The following is a 21,796-nucleotide window of genomic DNA, read 5'->3' on the forward strand; positions in this document are numbered from 1 at the left end:
TTCTCCCGTCTTCATCCGTCAGAGGAATGACGGACACCGAACACCGGATGTGACAGGAGATCGAGATGAAGGCACGGATGAACAACCCGGCGATCGTGCTGCCCGGCGCCGTGGCGGCGCTGCAGGCGGTCGGACGGACCACCGAGAACACGGGACTGCCTGCGAGCACCGTCCATCTGGTGCACCTGCGGGCCAGCCAGGTCAACGGGTGCAGCGTGTGCGTGGAGATGCACTCCGCGGAGCTCGTCGCGGACGGGTTCGACACGACGAAGGTGTTCGCGGTCGGGGCGTGGCGGGAGTCCCCGCACTTCACCGACGCCGAGAGGGCCGCTCTGGCGCTCACCGAATCGGTCACCCGGCTCGCCGACCGGCCCGACGCGGTCCCCGACGACGTGTGGGACGACGCGGCCGACCACTACGACGAACCCCAGCTTGCCGCGCTGATCATGCAGATCGCGCTGATCAACGTGTGGAACCGGCTCAACGCGACGGTAAAACAGCCCGCGGGCCAGTCCTGGTGAGGTGTGGCGCCATGTGGTCACGTTCGACGTGATCCCACAACGTCGGGAGGTGCCGTGGCAGATGCAGCGGAGGAGGTGGTCCGGCGGCGCGTCGATGTCGCGCTCGCCGGCCGAATCGCACTGAACGAGCTGTCCTCCGAAGAAGGCGTGGCGTTCAATGCCGACATCGCGGACAGGCTCGCGGAATCACTCCGTACGGGCAACCATGCCGCCGATCGCGCCGCAGACGGCAGTACGTCCATCGTGTTGGACGAGAACGGTCGCCTTGCCAGGCTTTCGCCGGACGGCTCCCGGACGATCGTGTAGCCCTTGATCACGCTGGAGGTCAGGCGCTTGCCGTGAACGACTCGAGGTACGGCAACGGCCCGGCGGGAGATCCCGCCGGGCCGTTGTCTGGTGCGCTCTCGTGTCAGAGGCCGGGACGCTTGCCCACCGTCAGGGTGACCTCGCCGGTGTGGGCGAAGAAGTCGTTGCCCTTGTCGTCGACGACGATGAACGCCGGGAAGTCCTCGACGTCGATCTTCCAGACCGCCTCCATGCCGAGCTCCTCGTACTCGACGATCTCGACGTTCTTGATGCAGTCGAGGGCGAGGCGCGCTGCAGGGCCGCCGATCGAGCCGAGGTAGAAGCCGCCGTGCGAGTTGCAGGCATCGGTGACCTGCTTGGAGCGGTTGCCCTTCGCGAGCATGATCATCGATCCGCCCGCGGCCTGGAACTGCTCGACGTACGAGTCCATGCGGCCGGCCGTGGTCGGGCCGAACGAACCGGACGCCAGACCCTCGGGGGTCTTGGCCGGGCCGGCGTAGTACACCGGGTGGTCCTTCAGGTACTGCGGCATCTCCTCGCCTGCGTCGAGGCGCTCCTTGATCTTCGCGTGCGCGATGTCGCGGGCGACGACCAGCGGGCCGGTCAGCGACAGCCGCGTCTTGACCGGGTGCTTGGACAGCTCGGCCAGGATCTCCGGCATCGGCTTGGTCAGGTCGATCTTCACCGCGGCGCCCTTGCCGGTGCCCGAGACGCCGGACGTCTCGGCGTCGAGCTGGCTGTCGGTGACCTCCGGCAGGAAGCGGCCGGGGTTGAACTCGAGCTGCTCGAGGAACACGCCCTCCGGGGTGATCTTGGCCTTGGCCTGGCGATCCGCGGAGCAGGACACGGCGATCGCGACGGGCAGCGATGCGCCGTGGCGGGGGAGCCGGATCACGCGGACGTCGTGGCAGAAGTACTTGCCGCCGAACTGCGCGCCGATGCCGATCTTCTGGGTGAGCTCGAAGACCTTCTTCTCGAGCTCGTGGTCGCGGAATCCGCGGCCGGTGATCGCGCCCTCGGTCGGGAGCTCGTCCAGGTAATGCGCCGACGCGTACTTCGCCGTCTTCAGCGCGAACTCCGCAGACGTGCCGCCCACGACGATCGCCAGGTGGTAGGGCGGGCAGGCCGCGGTGCCGAGCGAGCGGATCTTGGCCTCGAGGAACTGCATCATCGAGTCGGGGTTCAGGATCGCCTTCGTCTCCTGGTACAGGTACGACTTGTTCGCCGACCCGCCACCCTTCGCCATGAAGAGGAACTTGTAGGAGTTCTCGTGGCCCTTCGCGGTGTCCGCGTACAGCTCGATCTGCGCGGGCAGGTTGTTGCCGGTGTTCTTCTCCTCCCACATGGTGATGGGAGCGTTCTGCGAGTACCGCAGGTTCAGCCGGGTGTACGCGTCGTACACGCCGCGCGCGATCGACTCCTCGTCGTCACCGGGGGTGAGCACCTGCTGTCCGCGCTTGCCCATGACGATGGCCGTGCCCGTGTCCTGGCACATCGGCAGCACGCCCGCGGCCGCGATGTTCGCGTTCTTCAGCAGATCGAGCGCGACGAACTTGTCGTTGTTCGACGCATCGGGGTCGTCCAGGATGCTCGCGAGCTGCGTCAGGTGATCGCTGCGCAGGTAGTGGGAGATGTCGTGCAGGGCCGTCTCGGTGAGCAGCCGCAGCGCCTCCGGCTCGACCTTCAGGAAGGTGCGCCCGTCCGGCCCCTCGACCGTAGACACCCCCTCGCTGGTCAGCAGCCGGTACTCGGTGGTGTCCTCACCGATCGGCAGCAGGTCCTCGTAGAGGAAGTCGGCCATCGTCGTTTACTCCTGGGCATGGGGTGTGAAGGTCGGGACCCAGGCTAAACCTGCGCGGTGAGTGTGACGAAGCCGGGGATCATACGGGCCCTTCCCTCATCGTGGGGTCCGTACACTGGGCGGGGTGCCTGAAACGATCGCCGTCCACCGCCCGCGGTTCCACGCGTACCTCGACGTCGCGGTCGTGGTCGCCGTGCTGGTGTGCACGAACCTGATCGCGCACTTCACCACGGTGTGGGCGTCGATGGCCGCGGTCCCGATCGCGGCGGCCGTTCTCCTCGGACTCGCGTGGAGCCGGGGACTCGGGTGGGCCGAACTCGGACTGTCGCCGCGCCACTGGCGCCGCGGCACCCTCTACGCGCTCGGCGCGGTTGCGCTGGTCCTCACGGTGGTCGCCGTGGCCATCGCGCTCCCGCTGACGCGCCAGTTCTTCCTCAGCAACCGGTACGCGACGGTGTCCGGCGCGCTCATCGCGTCGATGATCGTCATCCCGCTGCAGACGGTGATCCCCGAGGAGCTGGCGTTCCGGGGGGTTCTGCACGGAACGCTCGAACGCGTCTGGGGCGCCCGCGGCGTGTTCGCCGCCGGATCACTCCTGTTCGGCTTCTGGCACATCGCGTCGTCGCTCGGGCTGACCACCGGAAACCAGGGCCTCACCGGGATCCTTGGTGGCGGAGTGTTCGGGCAGATCGCAGGCATCGCGGGCGCTGTCGTGGCGACCGCGATCGCCGGCGTCGCGTTCACCTGGTTGCGTCGCCGCAGCGGCAGCCTGCTCGCGCCCATCGCGTTGCACTGGTCGCTCAACGGAGTGGGCGCGCTCGCGGCCGCACTCGTCTGGCACGTCACCCTGTCGTGAAGCTGCCGTTCTCGAAGGCGGCGATGTCGCGCTCGAGTTCGCGCTGCATCGCCCAGTACATCGACGGGTGCATCGGCTGATCGGGGATCGCGACCGGTCCGCGCGGGCGGCCGAATGCCAGCCACGCCGCCGAGCCGAACGGCGGCAGCAACGCGATCGCCGCGATCCACCGCCGCCGCGCTCGCACCTCCCAGTCCCGACACGTGACGGCGTCCGTGAGCGTTCCCGCCCAGAGCGGCACGATCACTGCCGCGGCCAGCATCGGCCTGAGGGTGAGTTGTTTCAGCACGTTTCCGGTCCTCCCCGTAGTTGGGCGATCGAGCGCCCGTCGACACGGGGGACTCGAGTCCCCCGTGTTGACCCCCGCAGGGAGGCTACGTGCCACAGGGGCGTCCGGACAGGCTTTCGCGGCCGGAACTTATGGAACCCTCAGATTCGCGCGACTTGGACAGTTGTCCGAGGTCAGGCGGTCAAGAGTTGGACAGTCGCCTGCGCCGGGCGGTCTGCGGTGAGCCGTCACACCTCGAATCGGACCCAACTGCCGAACGGCGGCGGTCCCTCGCCGTGCACCTTGATCCGGTGTGCGGGATCGTCCGGGGCGATGTGCATCCACTCGTAGCCGTGGAGAACGTGCTCCTCGGTTCCCTCGGTGCTCGCGACGACGAGGTCACCGTTGGGGCGTTGTTCGAATGTGAACGGGCTCTCGGGTGCGATCACCCACCACGCTTCCTTCGCCATGGCCCACCCTCCTCGGGGAGGTTGTCGTGCTGGTCGGCTGCCCTTCGGATACGTTCCGAGCCTACCGCCGATCCGTACCGCCGAACCCTCGCAGCCGGTGACGGGAGAGACGGGACGAGCTCCCTGTGGCTGGCGTGCACCACTGTGCTGTGGTGCAATTCACTCGATCGGTTCGGCGCCCGTCGGAGCAGCGCGCCACCAGCTCCGGGCGACTCGACGAAGCGGAGGAACCAGTGCAGGTAAGCCGTCGTGAACTCTTCCGGTACGCCGCAGTGGGCTCGGCCGCGCTCGGCGCGGCGGCACTGGGCGCCACGGCCGTCGGGGCCACCGCGTCCGCGGCCCCCCTCGGCACTCTCGTCGACTACTCCGGCGGGGTGCCGTCCGCCGAGGCGATCCGCGCCGCCGGTCACGTCGGCGCCATCCGCTACGTCTCCGACCGCAGGCCGGGCGCGGAATGGATGCTCGGCAAGCCGATACGCGCCGACGAGGCGTCCGCGCTGACAGCGGCCGGACTGGAGGTCGTCTCCTGCTACCAGTTCGGCAAGGGAGCCACCGCCGACTGGCGCGGCGGCTTCGCGGCGGGTGTCGATCACGCGAACCGCGGGCTCGAACTGCACCGCGCGGCAGGTGGACCCGAGGGACGCCCGATCTACACGTCCATCGACGACAACCCGAGCGGTGTGGACATCGTCGCGAAGGTCCTGCCCTACGTTCTCGGCTGGGAGTCGGTGATCGGGCACGAGAACACCGGCGTCTACGCGAACTCCGGGACCATCGACGCCCTGCGCGCGGTCGGGGCGGGATCGTTCTTCTGGCAGCACGACTGGGGGACACCCGACGGATACGTCCATCCCGCCGCGCACCTGCACCAGTTCGAGATCGACAAGCGGTCCATCGACGGGATCGGAATCGACCGCAACACGATCCTCAAGGCCGACTACGGCCAGTGGTCGCTCGCCTGAGCGACCACCGGCCGGCTGTCGTTCAGCAGAGCGGCTTGGCGATGTTGTAGATCTGCTGCGCCTGCTGCGGCGTTGCCTCGGTGCCGCCGTTGCCCGCGCGGACCTGGAGTTCCGACACCACCGTGGCCTCGTCCACGTTCGCGTCGATCGCGGCGCAGGTCTCGGCGTAGATGTCCTCGATCGCGGCGTCGTCGCGGCCTTCGGCGAGGTCGGAGTAGCCGGCCCGGAACGCCGCGACGAACGTCCCCGCCTGCACGGCGTCGACGGCACCGCTCGCGCGGCTGGTCAGGTTGGCGGCCGCGGACTGCGCGGACGACTTCACCCCCTCGGCTGCCGACTGCGCCGACGAGATGGCCCCCTGAGCGGCGTCGGCGGCCGAACTCACGGCGTCCGACGCGCGGTCGAGGAGGCCCGCCGTGGTGGTGACGGTGTCGCTGCTCTCGCTGTCGGAGGTGCACCCCGCGACGGCGAGGGCGACGGCGGTCGCGGTGAACAGTGCTGCTGCTGCGCGCTTCATGTTCCGAGCGTAGCCCGGCCGTAACGGATGAGGCGGATGTGTACGACGTACGGAGCAGACGTTTCACAATCGAGAGGGAGCCCAACACCGATGGACATCATCATCAATCTCGTCTACGCCGTCGCCGCCAACCTGTACGAGGAGATCTCCGCGGGCTCGAGTGGCGCGGCAGGGGAGCAGCAGAGCGTCTGATCGGTCGCCGTCAGCCGCCGAACTTCGCGAGCCACCGGCGCGCCTCGTCGGGGAGGGTGCCCGCGGCTTCGGCGGCACGGCACCAGTTCTTGGCCATCGTCAGGAACTTCATCGGGTTGTAGACGTCCTCCTCGCACGACCACAGGCCGTCGCCCGCGTAGTGCAGGATCGTCAGGTTCGACGCGGCGTGGCTCGATCCGTCGCCCGGATCGCACATCGGGTTGTCGATCTCGCAGATCACCCAGCCACGGTCCTCGTCGATCGTGTACCAGAGCGCCGGGAACGCTGTCATGTGGCTGCCCGGGAAGCTCGTCATCGTGCGATTGATCCACGGACGGATCTCCTCGCGCCCGGCGAACGTGCCGTACGCGTGCTCGACGTAGTTCGCGTCCTCGGTGAACATCTCCGCGAACAGATCCCAGTTGCCGGTCTCCTTCGCGGTCTCCACCGTGCGCTGGTAGCCGGCGAACGCCTGCTCCAATTCCGCCCTGCTCCAGCGGTCTCCGGTCGGGGCGAGTGTGGCGTCGTTGCCGGGCAGGGTCACGGGTCCTCCATCGGTGTCGGCCGAAACCCGTTGGAAAGACGCGGGATTCGGTTCAGGTTTGAGTGTGGTACAGCGGCGACGCCGCCAGCTCCGGTTCCTCCGCCAGCACGTGCAGTGGCCGGTCTCCGGGGCTCTCGCCGTCGGCCCGCCAGGACAGCACCGACCACCGGGACAGGCCCGACAGCGCGGAACCGAGGCTGCCGAAGGAACCGGAGGACAGTGCGGAACCGGCGGATCCGATCGACCCTATCGAGAGGATAGAGAAGGCGGAGCCGATCGAGAGGATCGAATAGGCGGACCCGATCGACAGGATCGAACCCTCGGATCGGATGGACAGGATCGACCGACTGGACCGGACGGACTTGAGGGAGCGCCTTGGAGTGGCCATGCCTCGGTCTACCACGGTTCCGCGCGGTCCACGACCCGTGTCGAAACCTCCCGGGATGCACGAAGGCCCCCTCGCTGCTGCGAGGGGGCCTTCGTGGAGTTGATCGATCAGGGGACGTACACGGTCCCGACCGTCGGGAGGAAGCTGCACGTGACGGCGGCGCCGCCCTCGGACTCCGTGGTGAGCCCACCGGAGACGACGGCGAGAACGCGGCCCTGGCCGGTCTCGGCGATGCCGGACAGCGTTGCCGGGCCGTCCGGGTTGATCCGCGACGCGGTGGTCAGCTCGGTGCGGCCGTTCTTCGGGTGGTCGATGTTGACCCAGTCGACGACCATCGGGACCGGCTGCTTTTCGGTGGCCTTGCTGGTACCCAGCGCGGTGAACACGAATCCGGCCTCGCCGGCCTTCGGTCCCGGCGGGGGCAGGTGCGCGGGACCGGGCACCGCGAGGGCGGCGCCGATCGAATCGGAGGTGCCGCCGATGCAGCCCTCGCCGATGGTCGGGTACAGGAACTGCGAGATGACCGGGCCGTTCTCCGGGGGCAGCTCGGGGCCGCCACCGCCGCTGCCGTCGAGGAAGGTGATGACGCGGTTGAGCGTCGCCTTGGTCTCCGGCGGCAGGTTCGAGGACGCGAGCAGCGCCTTCGCCTGGGCGAGCAGGTCTGCCTGCGGGCTCGCGATGTCCGTCGCACCGAGGTCGACAGGTCCGGCCGCGGCACCGACGATCGCGGGCGCGAGAGAGGCGAGTGCCTTGATGTCCAGGCCCTCCGGAATCTGCGGAACCGTGGTCTCGGCGGACGCGCTCACGGGTAGCGCGACTGCGGCGGCGGCAATTGCCAGCGCAATGATCGATGTGCGCGTTGCTCGCGTACGAAGCACGGTGTCCCCATCCTTGTCGTCAAACGTCGGCGTCCCTAAGGCGACGACTGGCCCAGCAGGCCCCTCGGTATCGAGGGGTCACTCTATGCAGGGCTTCTGGCGTTGTACAGCGTTTGGCGTTTGTCCGTCTCACATGTGCGAGGGGCGAACACCGCGGAAGTGTACTCACCCGTAGGTTCGGCGTGACCGACGTCCCGACCATAGCGTGTGACGCGTGTGATTCCTGTGGTTGTTGATGCAACTGTTACGAGCGGTGGCCGCCTGGCGCCGGGCACAGCGGTCTCTGCCGTAGGCTCGCCGACGACCGAAACCGGTCGGATCGCCCGACGATCTCGACCGGTCGGCCGGCAGACACACCATCACCACTGGAGAACACGAGCACAGTGTCCGAGACGACCCCCGCGTCGCAGGCGCCCGACGCCGCCGCGGACAGCGGCACCCGGACACGGATCGACAGGGTCCTGCGTTTCGCGCCGCTGCTTCTTCTCGTCTCGGTCGCACTGCGGATGGCGTGGACCCTGCTCAGCGCCAACGGCATGAACCTGGTCGACCTGCACGTGTACGTCGACGGCTCGGCGGCACTCGGGCACGGCAACCTCTACGACTTCACCTACTCGGAGGAGACGCCGGACTTCCCGCTGCCGTTCACCTATCCGCCGTTCGCGGCGCTCGTGTTCTACCCGCTGCACTACCTGCCCTTCGGCCTGGTCGGCATCGCCTGGCAGCTAGCGACGATCGCTGCGCTCTACCTGCTGATCCGGATGAGCATCGAGCTCCTGCACGGCACCCGGACCCCCTGGACCCGGGGTCTCGACCGGCGCTGGACGTCCATCGCCCTCGTCTGGACCGCGATCGGGATGTGGACCGAACCGGTCCGCACCACCCTCGACTACGGGCAGGTCAACGTCTTCCTCGCGCTCGGCGCGATCGTCGCGGTGCGCTCGACGCGCTGGTGGATCGCGGGTGGAATGGTCGGATTCGTGGCGGGCATCAAACTCACTCCGGCCGTCACCGGGTTGTACTTCGTCCTCCGGCGCCGCTGGAAGGACGCGGTGTTCGCCGCGGTCGCGTTCGGTGGCACCGTCGCGGTCAGCTACCTGCTGATCGGTGGCGAGGCCCGCACGTACTTCGAGCAGTTGCTCGGCGACGCCTCACGGATCGGGCCGGTCGGCTCGGTGTGGAACCAGTCCCTGCGCGGTGCCATCAGTCGCGTCGCCGGTCACGACGTCGGCACCGGCCCGGTGTGGATCTGCGCCGTCGTGCTCGCCGCAGCCCTCGCCTGGTTCGCGTGGCGGTCACTCGGCCGCGACGACCTGCTCGGAACCCTGGTGATCGTCCAGCTCTTCGGACTGCTGCTCTCGCCGATCTCGTGGTCACACCACTGGGTGTGGCTGATCCCGATGGCGATCTGGCTGGTGCACGGCCCGCTGTCCGAGAGACTCGGATCGAAGATCCTCGCGGGCGTGTCGATGGCGTCGATCCTGGTCGGCGTGCCGTGGGTGCTCAGCTTCCATCAGGACTCGATCTGGCTGATCTCCCGGCCCGGCCTGTTGGCGTGGCTCGGCGCGGTCGACGTGCTCGGCACGGCGGCCTTCTTCCTGTGGGTGATCTACGCCGGGAGGGTCAGCTCGCGGCGAGGCGATCGATCTCCCGAGCCAGCGACACGTCCAGATCGGTGATTCCACCCTCGGAGTGGGTGGAGCACCGGAACGTGAGCGTGCGCCAGCGGATGTCGATGTCGGGGTGATGGTTCCTCGCCTCGGCGACCTCCGCGACCCGGTCGACGACGGTGATCGCGTCGGGAAACGTGGGTAGTTCGACGGTACGGACGATCATGGCGCCCTCGCGCCGCCACTCGGGCAGCCCGGTCAGTGCGTCGGTGACCTCGGCGTCGCTCAGCAACTCGGCCATGGTCATGATGGTCCCATGGGGACGGGTACGAGCGACAGGGACGACAGGCAGGAAGTGGCCGCGGCCGCTCTCGTGGACTCCGGGCGTCTGCTGCTCGCCCAACGGGTGAGCCCGCCGGTGCTGGCCGGCCGGTGGGAGCTGCCCGGCGGCAAGATCGAACGAGGTGAGACGCCGGCCGAGGGTCTGCGCCGTGAACTGCGCGAAGAGCTCGGCATCGAGACCGTCGTCGGCGCTCGGGTCGGCGTCGAGGTGCCGCTGCCGAACGAGATGGTGCTGCGGGCGTACGTCGTGGAACTGAAGTCGGGGGTCCCGGTCGCGCTCGAGCATGCCGCCGTGCGGTGGGTCGACGCCGCCGAACTGGCGGACGTCGATCTCGTGCCGAACGACCGAGCCTGGCTGCCTGCGCTGGTCGAACTCCTCGCCCGCGGGTAGCCGAGCTCAGGCGGCGCGGGCCTTCTTCAGCCCCTTCTCGAGGTCCTTGCCGGTGACCCCGGCGTTCTCCAGCTTCTTCATCCGCATGATGACGACGGGACACTTCAGGCACCGCTTCTTGCTGCGGCAGCACTTCTTCTTCGGTGTGAGGCCCGACACCTTCTTCGCCTTGACCTTGCCCATGCTCGGCGCGGCCCCTCCTGCCCGTCGCGTGCCCGCGGATGCGGGTCGGGACCCAGTTGACCACCTCGCACGTGGGTTGACAACGCCCTCGTCCGGTCGCCGGATACGACGCGGCGGGACTACCACACGACAGTGATCCCGGTTGCACATTTAGAAGCGATTGGCCTGGGCGGGTAGTATCCAACTGGCCGCAATGCCTGCGCAGACGTTCTGTGCTGCCCGGATTCGCATTCGCGACGCGGCCAACCGAGCCGTGCGATTGCCGTTTCGCGTGGCGGAATCGTCCACAGCCAGGAGAGCACAGCGTGCCCAGCACCACCTTCCGCAATGTCGCCATCGTCGCGCACGTCGACCACGGCAAGACCACCCTCGTCGACGCGATGCTCCGGCAGTCCGGCGCCTTCGCCGAGCGCGCCGAGCTCGTCGACCGCGTCATGGACTCCGGTGACCTGGAGCGCGAAAAGGGCATCACGATCCTCGCGAAGAACACCGCGGTGCACCGCCACAACGAGGACGGCACGGTCACCGTCATCAACGTGATCGACACCCCCGGCCACGCCGACTTCGGCGGCGAGGTCGAGCGCGGCCTGTCCATGGTCGACGGTGTCGTCCTGCTCGTCGACGCGTCCGAGGGCCCGCTCCCGCAGACCCGCTTCGTGCTCCGCAAGGCGCTCGCCGCGTCGCTGCCGGTCATCATCGTGGTGAACAAGACCGACCGTCCCGACGCCCGTATCGAGGAGGTCGTCGCCGAGTCGCAGGACCTGCTGCTCGACCTCGCGTCCGACCTGGACGACGACGCCGCGCAGGCCGCCGAGGCGCTGCTCGACCTCCCCGTCCTGTACGCCTCCGGCCGTGAGGGCAAGGCGTCGCTGAACCGTCCCGAGGACGGCCAGGCGCCCGACACCGAGAACCTCGACGTCCTCTTCGACGTCCTGATGAAGCACGTCCCGGAGCCCAAGGGCGACGAGAACGCACCGCTGCAGGCGCACGTCACCAACCTCGACGCGTCCGACTTCCTCGGCCGCCTCGCGCTGGTCCGCATCCACAACGGTCAGCTCCGCAAGGGCCAGCAGGTCGCGTGGATGCACGCCGACGGCGTGAAGACCGTCAAGATCACCGAGCTGCTCAAGACGGTTGGCGTTACCCGTGAGCCCGGCGAGCTCGCCGTCGCCGGTGACATCGTCGCCGTCGCGGGCATCCCCGAGATCATGATCGGCGACACCCTCGCCGACGCCGAGAACCCGGTCGCGCTGCCGACGATCACCGTCGACGAGCCCGCGATCTCCGTGGTCATCGGCACCAACACCTCGCCGCTCGTCGGCCGCGTCAAGGGTCACAAGCTGACCGCCCGCATGGTCAAGTCGCGCCTCGACTCCGAGCTGATCGGCAACGTGTCGCTGCGCGTCCTCGACATCGGACGCCCGGACGCGTGGGAGGTGCAGGGCCGTGGTGAGCTGGCGCTGGCCATCCTCGTCGAGCAGATGCGCCGTGAGGGCTTCGAGCTGACCGTCGGCAAGCCGCAGGTCGTCACCCGTCAGGTCGACGGCAAGGTGCACGAGCCGTTCGAGGAGCTGACCATCGACACCCCCGAGGAGCACCTCGGCGCGATCACCCAGCTGCTCGCGAACCGCAAGGGCAAGATGGTGCAGATGACCAACCACGGAACCGGCTGGGTCCGTATGGAGTTCATCGTCCCGTCCCGTGGCTTGATCGGTTTCCGTACCGACTTCCTCACCGAGACCCGTGGCACCGGCATCGCCAACGCCGTGTCGCACGGCTACGGCCCGTGGGCCGGCGAGATCCGCGCCCGCCACACCGGCTCGCTGGTCTCCGACCGCTCCGGCTCGGTGACGCCGTTCGCGATGATCCAGCTCGCCGATCGTGGAACGTTCTTCGTCGATCCGGGTGCCGACACGTACGAGGGCATGGTCGTGGGCATCAACCCGCGCGCCGAGGACCTCGACATCAACGTCACCAAGGAGAAGAAGCTCACCAACATGCGCTCGGCGACCGCCGACGCCACGGAGACCCTCGCGAAGCCGATCGAGTTGACCCTCGAGGCCGCGATGGAGTTCTGCGCCGGTGACGAGTGCGTCGAGGTCACCCCCGAGGCTGTCCGCGTGCGCAAGGTGCACCTGTCGCAGACCGACCGCGCCCGCGAGCGGTCGCGCGCGAAGTCCCGTGACAAGGCCGCGCTGTAAAGTGCGCTCTCGCGCCTGTGCGCGTTTTCGGTAGCCAGAGCTACCGAAAACGCGCACAGGCGGCGTAGCCGCATTAGGAAAGGAATTGGTGGGTGCGGGGGATTCTGTCGATCGCGGCACTGATGGTCGCCGGACTCGCCGTTGCGGGATGCACCGCGAATCCGCCCCCGCCGGTGGAGAGCACCGACAGCCCGAAACCCACCACCACGGTTCCCACCAAGAACACGATCGTCGTCGGGATCGACGAGATCGGACAAGGTTTCAACCCGCACCTGCTGTCGGACCAGTCGCCGGTCAACGCGGCCGTCACCTCGATGGTGCTGCCCAGCCCCTTCCGTCCCGTGCCGAGCGACACCGTCGCGGGCGCGACGAACTGGGTTCCGGACGAGTCGCTGCTGGTGTCCGCGGACGTGACCTCGCAGGCGCCGTTCACGATCACCTACCAGCTGCGCAACGAAGCCCAGTGGTCGGACAGCGCGCCCATCGCCGCGGAGGACTTCCGCTACCTGTGGCGGCAGATGATCAGCCAGCCCGGTGTCGTCGACCCGGCCGGTTACGCGTTGATCGACGACGTCGCGTCGTCGGCAGGCGGCAAGACCGTCACCGTCACGATGGACGCGCCGTACCCGGCGTGGCGTGAGCTCTTCACCGACCTGCTGCCGTCGCACCTGGTCAAGGACACCCCGGGCGGCTTCGCTCGCGGACTGGCCGAGAACATCCCGGTGTCCGGTGGACACTTCCACATCAAGAGCGTCGACCGCGGGCGGGACGAGATCCTGCTCGAACGCAACGACCGCTTCTGGGGCGAGCCCGCGACACCCGATCAGATCCTGATGCGGCGCGGCGGCTCGAACGCGCAGATCAGCGATTCCGTGCGGTCCGGTGACACCCAGGTCGTGCAGGTGCGTGGTGCCGGCTCCCTGCAGGAACAACTGTCGGCGATTCCCGGTGTGCGGGCAGGCACGACTCCGCAGCCGCGGGTGCTGGAGTTGACGTTCAACGGTCGCACCGACGTCGCGGGAGACCAGCGGGTGCGGCGCGCGCTCACCGGCGTGCTCGACCCGGACCTGCTCGCGTCGGTCGGTTCGCCGTCGGGTGCGAACGCAACTGTCGCCCGCGCGCAGGTGCTGGCGCCGTCCGCGCCCGGATACGTGCCGACGGCACCGCCTGCGCTCGGCCACGACAACGCGATGCGTCTGCTCGCCGAGGCGGGCTGGGTTCTCGAGGCCCCCGAGGCGGAGGGCACTGCCGACGGCGAGACGCACGAGGTCCCACCACGTCTGGTCCGCAACGGTGAGCAGTTGTCGCTGACGATCGGTGCGACGACCGGCGACGACACGGCGATCGCGGTCGCGAACACGGCAGCCGATCAGTTGCGTGGCGCGGGCGCACTCGTCGACGTCACCACCATGCGGGCCGAGGAACTGTACGGGAAGGCGCTGGTCGAGGGCCGGGTCGACGCGGTCGTCGGCTGGGCACGCGCGGGCGCCGACCCGGCCACGGCACTGGTGTCGCGGTACGGGTGCCCCCTGCCGGAGGTGACGGCGCCGACCGAGGCGACATCGCCCGCGGCGCCCGAGGGCACGGAGCCGGCGACGACAGGCGTCCCGACCCCGGAGGTGACCGGTAACCCGGCTCCGACTCCGATCGCGACCACGGAAGAGGCCGACGACGAGTCCGAGGACGAGCCGAATCCCGAAGCGCCGAGCAACATCTCGGGTCTGTGCGATCCAGGGCTGCAGCAGGGGCTGGACGACGCGCTGCGCGGCGTCGGAGACGTCGGGCAGGTCATGACGCAGGCCGAGCCGCGACTGTGGGAGCTGGCGGCCGTGTTACCGATCATGCAGGACACCACGGTGGTCGCGGCGGGCCCCGACGTGGACGGTGTGACGCTGTCCGGCGCGATCGAGGTCGGCATCTTCGGGGACGCCGCGAGCTGGTCGAGGAATCAGGGATGACGACGAACGACGTGGCCGCCGCCGATTCGGAAGAGCCGGCCCGGCGGCTGCTGCTGGTGCACGCGCACCCCGACGACGAGTCGCTGACGACCGGTGGGACCATCGCCCGGTACGCGGCGGCGGGTGTCGCGGTGACGGTGGTGACGTGCACGCTCGGCGAGGAGGGCGAAGTCATCGGCGACACCTGGGCGGGGCTCGTCGCGGACGAGGCCGACCAGCTCGGTGGATACCGGGTCCTGGAACTGACAGCGGCTCTCGGGCACCTCGGGGTGTCCGCGCCACTGTTCCTCGGGGGCGCAGGACGGTGGCGGGACTCGGGGATGGCAGGGACGCCCGCCGCGCGGAATCCGCGGGCGTTCGTGAACGCCGACTCCGGTGAGGTGATCGCTGCCCTGGTCGAGGTGATCCGGCAGCGTCGCCCCCAGGTCGTCGTCTGCTACGACCCGCAGGGTGGGTACGGGCACCCCGATCACATCCGCGTCCACGAGGTCGTGACCGCAGCGGTGGAGGCGGCCGCGTCGGACGGTGACGCGGGTGAGCCGTGGGACGTCGCGAAGCTGTACTGGACGGTCACCGAGGCCACGTCGCTGAGCACGGGTCTGGAGTGCATCACCGAGTACCCGGAGAGCTGGCGGCTCCCGGAACCCGGTGAGCTTCCGTGCGTTCCGGACTCCGACGTGACGACGACGATCGATGTGCGTGGGCACCTGGCGGCGAAGGTCGCGGCGTTCGAGGCACATGCGACACAGGTGACGGTCGCTCCGAGCGGTACCGAGTACGCGCTGTCCAACGACATCGTGCAGCCGATCCTCGTGGAGGAGCACTACGTCCTCGTGCGCGGCGCGCTCGGCGCGGTGGCCGAAGACGGTCGGGAACGGGATCTGTTCTCGTAGTTTCGCGTACCACCCCGCACCGCACGGGTGTCCCGGTTAGGCTGACGCCGTTGACCGAAGTTCGTGATGACACGTGCGAAGGGACGACCGATGGCGCTGCACCAGGTTCGGGGCCGTGAGGACGACGCGGTCACAGACATCTACTCCACACCGCTGAGCGGGGCGGCGCTTCCCAAGTACCGGGTGCCGGACGACGCCTCGGACCCCCGGGTCGTCTTCGCCCTGATCCGGGACGAACTGGCTCTCGACGGCAATTCCGCGCAGAACCTCGCGACGTTCTGTTCCACGTGGTCCGAGGACGAGGTGCATCGTCTGATGGACCTGTGCATGGACAAGAACATGATCGACAAGGACGAGTATCCGCAGACGGCCGAAATCGAGTCTCGCTGTGTGCATCTGCTCGCGGACCTGTGGAACTCGCCGGATGGGCACGGGACCGTCGGTTGCTCCACGACCGGTTCCAGTGAGGCCGCGATGCTCGGCGGACTGGCCCTCAAGTGGCGGTGGCGGGAGCGTCGCCGGGCCGAGGGCAAACCGACGGACCGACCGAACCTGGTGTGCGGTCCGGTGCAGGTGTGCTGGGAGAAGTTCGCCCGCTACTTCGACGTCGAGCTCCGGCAGGTTCCGCTGGAAGCGGGTGCGACCGGCTTGCAGCCGCACCAGCTGCGAGACTATGTCGACGAGAACACGATCGGTGTGGTCGCGATCCTCGGCGTCACCTACACCTGCGACTACGAACCGGTCGCGGAGATCGCCGCGGAGCTCGACGCGATCCAGGCCGAACACGGCTGGGACATCCCGGTGCACGTCGACGGCGCGAGCGGCGGTTTCGTCGCCCCCTTCCTGCAACCGGATCTGGAGTGGGACTTCCGGATCGAGCGGGTCGCGTCGATCAACGCGTCGGGGCACAAGTACGGACTCGCACCGCTGGGCGTGGGCTGGGTGGTGTGGCGCAACGCGGACTTGCTCCCGGAGGACCTGGTCTTCCGGGTCAGCTATCTCGGCGGCGACATGCCGACGTTCGCGCTGAACTTCTCCCGGCCGGGTGGCGAGATCGTCGCGCAGTACTATCTGCTGCTCCGGTTGGGGCGCGACGGTTACCGCCGGATCCACCAGTCGTGTGCCGACACTGCCCGCGACCTCGCGGACCGGATCGAGGCGATGGGCCCGTTCACCATCCTCTACAACGGCACCGGCGGGTTGCCCGCGGTCTCGTACACCCTGAAGGACCCGGCGTCGGCGGGATTCACGCTGTACGCGCTGAGCGACGAGCTGCGGATGCGTGGTTGGCAGGTTCCGTCGTACCCGTTGCCGCCGAGCCGGGACGACACCGTGATCCAGCGGGTGCTGGTGCGGCACGGCATCTCGCGGGACAAGATCGCGCTGCTCGCGGCGGACCTGGAGGAAGCTGTGCAGCGACTGACCTCGGGTACGGCTCACGAGGAGAGTCGCAGTTCGTTCCACCACTGAGTGTGTGTGACGTGAGCCACAGTTATGGCTAGGCTGTGGCGTACGTCATGACGGCTCGGTCGGGGGAAGTGAGGTGTGGTGGTGAACTGGAGCGTGCAGAACCAGATCGTCGCATTCGTGGACTCGTTGCGGCCCTACTCGCAGATGCACCACGACCAGTACATGGATGCGCTACACGGATTCGTCCACATGCAGTCGAATCTGCTGACGATGCTCGGGTACCCGCCCGTGGGCTGATCGAGGTCCCCCTACGATCGAGGGCATGACCATCGCCGCGACCGATTCCGAGCACGGGATCGTCGACCGTCTGCTTCTGGCGCTGCTGGTGTTCGACGGGTTTCTGACCGCGTTGCTCGCGGTGCTCTTCCTTCCTGCGCACCTCGGCTCGGTGGCGATGCCGGTCAGCGCGCTCGTCGCGGGCGTGGTGAACGTGCTGCTCGCGTGGGGCGCGCGGTCGGTGGGCGGCACCGTCGGGCGGGCGTCGTGGCCGCTCGTCGCCTGGTTCGTCGGATTCCTGGTGTGTATGGTCGGCGGTCCCGGAGGGGACGGACTGCTGCCAGCGGACTGGCGCACCCTGCTTCTCCTCGCCGCCGGCCTGCTCCCGCCGATCGTGCTGCTGTTCAAGTGGGGAGCCGACGCTGCCGTGGTCCGGGGGCAGCAGGTGCGACGGTCGGCGTCGACACGTCCATGATCCGGTCGGAGTCGTCGAGGTACCTGACCAGTCCGCGCGGGGCGTAGCCGGGGAGTTCGAGGCGTTGCTTCGCGGTCGATGCGACGTACTCGGTTTCCTTGAGGCCGGTGCCCAGTGGTCGGCTGTATCCGCGAAGGAGCTTGTAGAAGCCCCGGCGAGATTCGTTCAGCTCGCCGAGTGCGTCGGGGGCGACCGAGGTGTACGCGCGGAGTCGCCATTCTTCCTCGGTGGCGGGTTGACCCTCGTTCGAGGAACGGTCGTCGAACGCCCCGGCGCGGAATTCCAGATGGCAGCGGCGAGCGCGATCGACCATCCATTGCAGAGTGATGTCACTGGCCGAGTGCTTCGCGTAGCCGCCGCCGACGTCCTTGTGCACACCGGCGAACCAGACCTGTTCGATCTGCTGCGGCGGCCGTCCCCTACGTGGGTCGGGAGGCGGAGTGACGTCCTCGCCCGGACCGGTTTTCGTGTCGTCCTTCTTCGGTGCCCACACCGTCGGACGGAAGGGTCTGCGTTTCTCGTCGATCGCAAGCGCATGGAATGCGGAGTCGACGGTCGGGCTCAGCTCGGTGTCGTGAAACTGCCAGCGACGATTGATCAGCCCGCTGAGGCGCCACAGGTTCAACGGAATTCCGAGTGAGCCGACCGTGTCGAACACGCCGACGAACCGGATCCAGGTTTCGTGGGAGTAGGCGCGCCGGAACAGGATCGACTCGATTCCCTCTCGTCCCGCGGACTTCTTCTTGCTCCGGTACAGCGCGTACGCCTCGTCGATCCGGTGGGTGTGTTCCCGACGCAGGATTCCGCATCGTGCGACGAACCCCGCCGTGCTTCGCGCGGTGAAGGCGCCGCGGCTGAATCCGAAGAAGTAGATCTCGTCGCCCGGTTCGAAATTGTCGACGAGGAATCGATACGCATTCCGTACGTCGCGGGACAGGCCCACACCGAATGCTCCGCCGCGGAATCTCTCGTTCTTCCTGGTGCCGACACCCGAGCCGTAGTACGTGCGCTGTTCCTTACCCGAGGCGTCGGAGGGCGCAATCGCCAGCGCAATCTTCGATACGTTCGTCGGATTCTTCTCGTCGGGACTGTTCCAGGTGCCGTCGCAGCACACGACGAGTCGTTTCGGCATGGTTTCCCCTCATCGGCACGGATGGTCGCGGCGATTTCCCGGCCATTGTCACGCCGGGTGACGGTGCCGACAACTCGACATGCATTCGCCCGCAATTCGTGTTCCGAACGAATATCCCGCCCGTGAAGCGCTCAGGGCGTCTCGAATCGGCCGGGCAATCCGGCGGCACGTGCCGCATCTGCGAGAACGGCTTCGATCATCGGTGGGGTGAGGCGGCCGGTGAAGGTGTTCTGCTGGCTGACGTGGTAGCAGCCGAACAGGTGCAGCGGGCGGCGTCCGGCGAGCTCGACGTGCGCGCCGTGCCCGAATCGGGGCGCCGGCCGCGGAACCTGCCATCCGGCGTCACCCAGCACGGGAAGCAGTGCCTTCCAACCGAATCCACCGAGCACGACCACCGCCCGCAGGGTCGGGGCGAGCAGTCGGAGTTCCTCGTCCAGCCAGCTCCTGCAGGTGTCGCGTTCCGTCGGGCTCGGCTTGTTCGCAGGTGGCGCGCAGTGCACCGGTGAGGTGATGCGGGTGCCGCGCAACGCAAGCCCGTCGTCGGTGGACACCGCGGTCGGCTGATTCGCCAGACCCACCGCGTGCAGCGCCGCATACAGCACGTCGCCACTCCGGTCGCCTGTGAACATGCGTCCGGTGCGGTTGGCGCCGTGCGCGGCCGGGGCGAGGCCGACGATCAGCAGGCCGGCATCGGTGGGACCGAAACCGGGAACCGGTCGTCCCCAATATGTCTCGTCGCGGAACGCGGCGCGTTTGTCGCGGGCGACCTGCTCGCGCCACGCCACCAGCCGTGGGCACCGTCGGCAGTCGACCAGGTCCGCGTCCATGGCTGCGAGCGACTGATACCTCATCCGGACTCCGGGGCACGGCGTGCCCAGATGTCACCCGCCCCGGGCGTCACGGTCTCGACCAGGGTCCACGCCCGGTCGGCAGGTATGTCCAGCACCTCGTAGTGCCCCGTCCCGGCGGGGGTCGCGGCGACGACCGTCGCCACCCCGGCGCGGCGCTGGAAGAATGTCTGCCGCACCGTCCACCCGACGATGCCGTCGGCGTCGATGGTGTGCGTCCCCCGGTCGAGCGAGCCGTGCCGGGTGACGAGGCGCCCCGGTGGTGTGGCGTGGCCGAGACCGACCGAGCGGTCGTGGGCGAGCGCGGCAGCCGCTACCGCGACCACCGCGACCGCGGTCCACGCCGGCCAGCCGATCGGCGCACCGAGCGCGTCCGCGACGCCGACCGCGACCGCGACCGCCGCGACCGGCAGCAGGGCGCGGCTGTAGCGACGGCGCCGGGCGGCGGGCCCGTGCCCGATCAGCTTCGGGATCCGCAGTGCGGACAGCACCAGGGACTCCACCCGGTGCACCTCGTGACTCGGCGCCTGGGGGAGCAGCATCGACGAGAACCGCGTGTCGGCGGACACCCCCGTCATGACGGCGTCCAGTCGAGCCGCGCCGGCCAGCCGCAGCAGGAGCGGTTCGCGGACACTGGTGCCACGCAGTCGCGCCCGGTCCAGGGTGGTCTGGCGGGTGCGGAGCAGTCCGTGGCTGACGTGCAGGACACGCCTGTCGTCAGTGACCGTCAGGTTGCCGAACGTCAGGAGGTATCGCACACAGGCGAGCACGCTCGCGACCGTGACGAGAGCGACCACACCGACGGTCACGACCACCGCCGTACCCCAGCCGCGCAGCAGGTCCAGGCCGCTGTCGATCGTGTCGGAGTCCGCGACCCGCTCACCGAGTCCGTACTGGAACGCGAGTCCGACGGCCGCGGCGACGGTGAGCACGCCGGTGGTCGACAGCGGGGCGTAGCGAACCCACGACGGTGACCAGTGCGCGATCTCCACCGCAGGCGGCGCCGACCCGGCCTCGGCCTCCTCGGGCATCGTCGTGGGCCCGCCCGACAGCAGCGCCTCGCGGAGCGCGGGGACCAGGCGGGCGTCGAGGGCGTTCAGCTCGAACCGGGCCGAGTCGCCCGACTTCTCCGCTCGTTGCCCCGTTCCGATCCGGACCACCGACAGGCCGAGAACCCGGTGCAGCAGCCCTGCCTCGACGTCCACCGAACGGATCCGGTTGCGCGGAACCGACAGCACCGTGCGCTGGAAGACACCGGTCCGCAGTTGCACGTGTACCGGTCCGATCCGGTAGCTCGTCGTCAGCCACCGCGCGATCGCGTACACGACCAGTGCGGCCAGGGCGATCAGGCCCCAGTAGTGGTTGCCGCTCTGCGTGCCGAGCACCACGGAGATCAGGAGCACCGGCAGAAATTTGACGGCCTCGTCCACCGGGTGCACGAGCAGCATCCGCTTGTCCAGGCGCAGCCACGGCTGTTCCTGTTCGGCGGCGAGCGCTTCCGGACCCGACTCCTCCGGTGGTGCGGTGCCCGGTGCAGGTGATTGCGGGGCGGGGAAGGTCACGTGGCGTCACCCCGATTCCTCGCAGCGATCTCGGTGAGCCGGGTGACGGTCGCGTCGGCGACGGCGGTGTCGAGAGCGGCGATGCGGACCGCACCCGCCGACGACGCGGTGGTGACCGTGACGGTCGCCAGTCCGAGCAGTCGGTCGATGGGGCCGCGCTCGGTGTCGACGGTCTGGACGCGGGTGATCGGCGCGATCCGGCGTTCCTGCGTGAACCACCCGGTCCGCGTGTACACGGCGGTGTCGCTGACCTCCCAGCGGTGCACCCGGTAACGCCAGCCCGGGACGACGAGCACGTGCGCGAGGGCCAGGGCCGCCGACATCGCGAACGCGGTGACGTGCGGCCAGGTGGTCCACGCGCCGTCGACCACCGCCCACACGATCTGCGCCACGAACACCGGCAGCCACATGAGCGCGGCGTTCACCGCCCACAGCAGCGGGGCCTTGGTGCTCGGCTTCCACTGCGGGTCGGCCATCGTGACGGGGGCCTCGACCGGGATGCTCACCCCTCCACCCTGCCGCACCGGGCACTGCGGCGCTCGTGTGCGTCGTGCGTGTCCCCGAACAGTCGAGCGCGCACGAGCGCCGGAGACGCCTAATCTGGAGTGGAGCGGAAGGAGAGTGCCGTGGACACGGACCCGGTCCTGCCGGAGGACGAGGCGGAGAACGAGGACGAGGCGCCGACGCTGGAGACGGTCGGCACCAAGGAGGTCAACGAGGCCGACGCGGTGGAGCAGTCCCGGGCCGTTCCGGAAGACGACGAGTACCCGCACGGCTGACCTGCTGTGGCGTATGTCTCCGCCGATGGCGCA

26 protein-coding genes are annotated in these 21,796 nt (G+C 68.8%); 13 read left to right on the plus strand and 13 right to left on the minus strand.

Annotated elements, in window-relative coordinates; translation table 11 throughout:
• The first annotated feature begins 65 nt into the window (after positions 1–65).
• Together ACFSJG_RS04610 and ACFSJG_RS04615 are read left to right on the plus strand one after the other, a co-directional pair.
• On the plus strand, positions 66–521 hold the full coding sequence (locus tag ACFSJG_RS04610) for a carboxymuconolactone decarboxylase family protein (protein WP_378484030.1): 456 nt from the start codon (positions 66–68) through the stop codon (positions 519–521).
• Between the two features lie 54 nt (positions 522–575).
• The gene (locus ACFSJG_RS04615) at positions 576–827 is read left to right on the plus strand and encodes a hypothetical protein (RefSeq protein ID WP_378484031.1); all 252 of its coding nucleotides are present in this window, start codon (positions 576–578) and stop codon (positions 825–827) included.
• 103 nt (positions 828–930) lie between these two features.
• Here the strand turns inward: ACFSJG_RS04615 and ACFSJG_RS04620 are convergent, their stop codons facing one another.
• Positions 931–2,628 carry a fumarate hydratase gene (locus ACFSJG_RS04620; RefSeq protein ID WP_378484032.1) on the minus strand — a complete coding sequence of 566 codons (1,698 nt, stop codon included), beginning with the start codon at positions 2,626–2,628 and terminating at the stop codon, positions 931–933.
• Between the two features lie 124 nt (positions 2,629–2,752).
• On the opposite strand from ACFSJG_RS04620, the gene ACFSJG_RS04625 reads away from it, so the two are divergent.
• Positions 2,753–3,484 (plus strand): CPBP family intramembrane glutamic endopeptidase, encoded by a 732-nt coding sequence (locus ACFSJG_RS04625; protein ID WP_378484033.1) that lies wholly within the window; start codon positions 2,753–2,755, stop codon positions 3,482–3,484.
• Here ACFSJG_RS04625 and ACFSJG_RS04630 read toward each other — a convergent pair.
• Together ACFSJG_RS04630 and ACFSJG_RS04635 are read right to left on the minus strand one after the other, a co-directional pair.
• A complete protein-coding gene (locus tag ACFSJG_RS04630; RefSeq protein ID WP_378484034.1) occupies positions 3,471–3,746 on the minus strand; it encodes a PLDc N-terminal domain-containing protein in 276 nt (91 codons plus the stop codon). The two genes, ACFSJG_RS04625 and ACFSJG_RS04630, sit on opposite strands and share 14 nt — an antisense overlap.
• Positions 3,747–4,000: 254 nt before the next feature.
• Positions 4,001–4,222 (minus strand): maltose regulon activator MalT, encoded by a 222-nt coding sequence (locus ACFSJG_RS04635; RefSeq protein WP_378484035.1) that lies wholly within the window; start codon positions 4,220–4,222, stop codon positions 4,001–4,003.
• 233 nt (positions 4,223–4,455) lie between these two features.
• Between ACFSJG_RS04635 and ACFSJG_RS04640 the strand changes: the two genes are divergently transcribed.
• Positions 4,456–5,184: a DUF1906 domain-containing protein gene (locus ACFSJG_RS04640; RefSeq protein ID WP_378484036.1), complete on the plus strand. Its 729-nt coding sequence runs from the start codon at positions 4,456–4,458 to the stop codon at positions 5,182–5,184.
• 22 nt (positions 5,185–5,206) lie between these two features.
• Here ACFSJG_RS04640 and ACFSJG_RS04645 read toward each other — a convergent pair whose 3' ends face one another.
• From ACFSJG_RS04645 to ACFSJG_RS04660, 4 genes are all read right to left on the minus strand, one after another.
• A complete protein-coding gene (locus tag ACFSJG_RS04645; RefSeq protein WP_378484037.1) occupies positions 5,207–5,701 on the minus strand; it encodes a hypothetical protein in 495 nt (164 codons plus the stop codon).
• A 202-nt stretch (positions 5,702–5,903) separates the two neighbouring features.
• A complete protein-coding gene (locus ACFSJG_RS04650; protein ID WP_378484038.1) occupies positions 5,904–6,437 on the minus strand; it encodes a nuclear transport factor 2 family protein in 534 nt (177 codons plus the stop codon).
• Between the two features lie 52 nt (positions 6,438–6,489).
• Positions 6,490–6,825 carry a hypothetical protein gene (locus ACFSJG_RS04655; protein WP_378484039.1) on the minus strand — a complete coding sequence of 112 codons (336 nt, stop codon included), beginning with the start codon at positions 6,823–6,825 and terminating at the stop codon, positions 6,490–6,492.
• Positions 6,826–6,932: 107 nt separating this feature from the next.
• Entirely contained in the window at positions 6,933–7,703 is a 771-nt protein-coding gene (locus ACFSJG_RS04660; RefSeq protein ID WP_378484040.1) for an Rv1157c family protein, read from the minus strand.
• A gap of 329 nt (positions 7,704–8,032) precedes the next feature.
• On the opposite strand from ACFSJG_RS04660, the gene ACFSJG_RS04665 reads away from it, so the two are divergent.
• Positions 8,033–9,382 carry a mannosyltransferase gene (locus ACFSJG_RS04665; RefSeq protein WP_378484253.1) on the plus strand — a complete coding sequence of 450 codons (1,350 nt, stop codon included), beginning with the start codon at positions 8,033–8,035 and terminating at the stop codon, positions 9,380–9,382.
• Here ACFSJG_RS04665 and ACFSJG_RS04670 read toward each other — a convergent pair.
• The gene (locus ACFSJG_RS04670) at positions 9,327–9,614 is read right to left on the minus strand and encodes a 4a-hydroxytetrahydrobiopterin dehydratase (protein ID WP_378484041.1); all 288 of its coding nucleotides are present in this window, start codon (positions 9,612–9,614) and stop codon (positions 9,327–9,329) included. The two genes, ACFSJG_RS04665 and ACFSJG_RS04670, sit on opposite strands and share 56 nt — an antisense overlap.
• Positions 9,615–9,629: 15 nt before the next feature.
• Here ACFSJG_RS04670 and ACFSJG_RS04675 point away from each other — a divergent pair, with 15 nt between their 5' ends.
• Complete coding sequence (locus ACFSJG_RS04675; protein WP_378484042.1) at positions 9,630–10,046, plus strand: (deoxy)nucleoside triphosphate pyrophosphohydrolase; 417 nt, start codon at positions 9,630–9,632, stop codon at positions 10,044–10,046.
• A 6-nt stretch (positions 10,047–10,052) separates the two neighbouring features.
• On the opposite strand, the gene ACFSJG_RS04680 is transcribed toward ACFSJG_RS04675, so the two are convergent.
• Positions 10,053–10,229, minus strand: coding sequence for a hypothetical protein (locus ACFSJG_RS04680; RefSeq protein WP_378484043.1), 177 nt, complete (start codon positions 10,227–10,229; stop codon positions 10,053–10,055).
• Between the two features lie 305 nt (positions 10,230–10,534).
• Here ACFSJG_RS04680 and typA point away from each other — a divergent pair, with 305 nt between their 5' ends.
• The 6 genes from typA (at position 10,535) to ACFSJG_RS04710 (ending at position 17,442) form a co-directional block, all read left to right on the plus strand.
• Positions 10,535–12,430 (plus strand): translational GTPase TypA, encoded by a 1,896-nt coding sequence (gene typA, locus ACFSJG_RS04685; protein WP_378484044.1) that lies wholly within the window; start codon positions 10,535–10,537, stop codon positions 12,428–12,430.
• A 122-nt stretch (positions 12,431–12,552) separates the two neighbouring features.
• Positions 12,553–14,388 carry an ABC transporter family substrate-binding protein gene (locus ACFSJG_RS04690; RefSeq protein WP_378484254.1) on the plus strand — a complete coding sequence of 612 codons (1,836 nt, stop codon included), beginning with the start codon at positions 12,553–12,555 and terminating at the stop codon, positions 14,386–14,388.
• Positions 14,385–15,281, plus strand: a complete 897-nt coding sequence (mshB, locus tag ACFSJG_RS04695; protein ID WP_378484045.1) for an N-acetyl-1-D-myo-inositol-2-amino-2-deoxy-alpha-D-glucopyranoside deacetylase — start codon at positions 14,385–14,387, stop codon at positions 15,279–15,281. Before ACFSJG_RS04690 ends, mshB begins: the two co-directional genes overlap by 4 nt.
• A gap of 90 nt (positions 15,282–15,371) precedes the next feature.
• Positions 15,372–16,751 carry a glutamate decarboxylase gene (locus ACFSJG_RS04700; RefSeq protein WP_378484046.1) on the plus strand — a complete coding sequence of 460 codons (1,380 nt, stop codon included), beginning with the start codon at positions 15,372–15,374 and terminating at the stop codon, positions 16,749–16,751.
• 81 nt (positions 16,752–16,832) lie between these two features.
• Positions 16,833–16,988, plus strand: coding sequence for a hypothetical protein (locus ACFSJG_RS04705; RefSeq protein WP_193749568.1), 156 nt, complete (start codon positions 16,833–16,835; stop codon positions 16,986–16,988).
• Between the two features lie 25 nt (positions 16,989–17,013).
• The gene (locus ACFSJG_RS04710) at positions 17,014–17,442 is read left to right on the plus strand and encodes a hypothetical protein (protein ID WP_378484047.1); all 429 of its coding nucleotides are present in this window, start codon (positions 17,014–17,016) and stop codon (positions 17,440–17,442) included.
• On the opposite strand, the gene ACFSJG_RS04715 is transcribed toward ACFSJG_RS04710, so the two are convergent.
• From ACFSJG_RS04715 to ACFSJG_RS04730, 4 genes are all read right to left on the minus strand, one after another.
• Complete coding sequence (locus tag ACFSJG_RS04715; protein WP_378484048.1) at positions 17,372–18,574, minus strand: DUF2235 domain-containing protein; 1,203 nt, start codon at positions 18,572–18,574, stop codon at positions 17,372–17,374. The two genes, ACFSJG_RS04710 and ACFSJG_RS04715, sit on opposite strands and share 71 nt — an antisense overlap.
• Before the next feature lie 131 nt (positions 18,575–18,705).
• Entirely contained in the window at positions 18,706–19,425 is a 720-nt protein-coding gene (locus ACFSJG_RS04720; protein ID WP_378484049.1) for a uracil-DNA glycosylase, read from the minus strand.
• Positions 19,422–20,984 (minus strand): PH domain-containing protein, encoded by a 1,563-nt coding sequence (locus ACFSJG_RS04725; RefSeq protein ID WP_378484050.1) that lies wholly within the window; start codon positions 20,982–20,984, stop codon positions 19,422–19,424. Before ACFSJG_RS04725 ends, ACFSJG_RS04720 begins: the two co-directional genes overlap by 4 nt.
• Complete coding sequence (locus ACFSJG_RS04730; protein ID WP_378484255.1) at positions 20,981–21,460, minus strand: PH domain-containing protein; 480 nt, start codon at positions 21,458–21,460, stop codon at positions 20,981–20,983. The genes ACFSJG_RS04725 and ACFSJG_RS04730 overlap by 4 nt, the downstream gene beginning before the upstream one ends.
• Positions 21,461–21,610: 150 nt before the next feature.
• Between ACFSJG_RS04730 and ACFSJG_RS04735 the strand changes: the two genes are divergently transcribed.
• A complete protein-coding gene (locus tag ACFSJG_RS04735) occupies positions 21,611–21,763 on the plus strand; it encodes a hypothetical protein (protein ID WP_378484051.1) in 153 nt (50 codons plus the stop codon).
• Positions 21,764–21,796: the final 33 nt, after the last annotated feature.

The organism is Rhodococcus gannanensis (genome assembly GCF_042681175.1).
GTDB lineage: Bacteria > Actinomycetota > Actinomycetes > Mycobacteriales > Mycobacteriaceae > Rhodococcus_G > Rhodococcus_G gannanensis.

Excerpts from the sequence above, each read along its gene's own strand:
- ACFSJG_RS04610 (WP_378484030.1), top strand. The coding sequence starts at position 66 with ATGAAGGCACGGATGAACAACCCGGCGATCGTGCTGCCCGGCGCCGTG.
- ACFSJG_RS04620 (WP_378484032.1), bottom strand. The coding sequence starts at position 2,628 with ATGGCCGACTTCCTCTACGAGGACCTGCTGCCGATCGGTGAGGACACC.
- ACFSJG_RS04630 (WP_378484034.1), bottom strand. The coding sequence starts at position 3,746 with ATGCTGGCCGCGGCAGTGATCGTGCCGCTCTGGGCGGGAACGCTCACG.
- ACFSJG_RS04635 (WP_378484035.1), bottom strand. The coding sequence starts at position 4,222 with ATGGCGAAGGAAGCGTGGTGGGTGATCGCACCCGAGAGCCCGTTCACA.
- ACFSJG_RS04645 (WP_378484037.1), bottom strand. The coding sequence starts at position 5,701 with ATGAAGCGCGCAGCAGCAGCACTGTTCACCGCGACCGCCGTCGCCCTC.
- ACFSJG_RS04655 (WP_378484039.1), bottom strand. The coding sequence starts at position 6,825 with ATGGCCACTCCAAGGCGCTCCCTCAAGTCCGTCCGGTCCAGTCGGTCG.
- ACFSJG_RS04670 (WP_378484041.1), bottom strand. The coding sequence starts at position 9,614 with ATGGCCGAGTTGCTGAGCGACGCCGAGGTCACCGACGCACTGACCGGG.
- ACFSJG_RS04675 (WP_378484042.1), top strand. The coding sequence starts at position 9,630 with ATGGGGACGGGTACGAGCGACAGGGACGACAGGCAGGAAGTGGCCGCG.
- ACFSJG_RS04680 (WP_378484043.1), bottom strand. The coding sequence starts at position 10,229 with ATGGGCAAGGTCAAGGCGAAGAAGGTGTCGGGCCTCACACCGAAGAAG.
- ACFSJG_RS04690 (WP_378484254.1), top strand. The coding sequence starts at position 12,553 with ATGGTCGCCGGACTCGCCGTTGCGGGATGCACCGCGAATCCGCCCCCG.
- mshB (WP_378484045.1), top strand. The coding sequence starts at position 14,385 with ATGACGACGAACGACGTGGCCGCCGCCGATTCGGAAGAGCCGGCCCGG.
- ACFSJG_RS04700 (WP_378484046.1), top strand. The coding sequence starts at position 15,372 with ATGGCGCTGCACCAGGTTCGGGGCCGTGAGGACGACGCGGTCACAGAC.
- ACFSJG_RS04710 (WP_378484047.1), top strand. The coding sequence starts at position 17,014 with ATGACCATCGCCGCGACCGATTCCGAGCACGGGATCGTCGACCGTCTG.
- ACFSJG_RS04715 (WP_378484048.1), bottom strand. The coding sequence starts at position 18,574 with ATGCCGAAACGACTCGTCGTGTGCTGCGACGGCACCTGGAACAGTCCC.
- ACFSJG_RS04720 (WP_378484049.1), bottom strand. The coding sequence starts at position 19,425 with ATGAGGTATCAGTCGCTCGCAGCCATGGACGCGGACCTGGTCGACTGC.
- ACFSJG_RS04730 (WP_378484255.1), bottom strand. The coding sequence starts at position 21,460 with ATGGCCGACCCGCAGTGGAAGCCGAGCACCAAGGCCCCGCTGCTGTGG.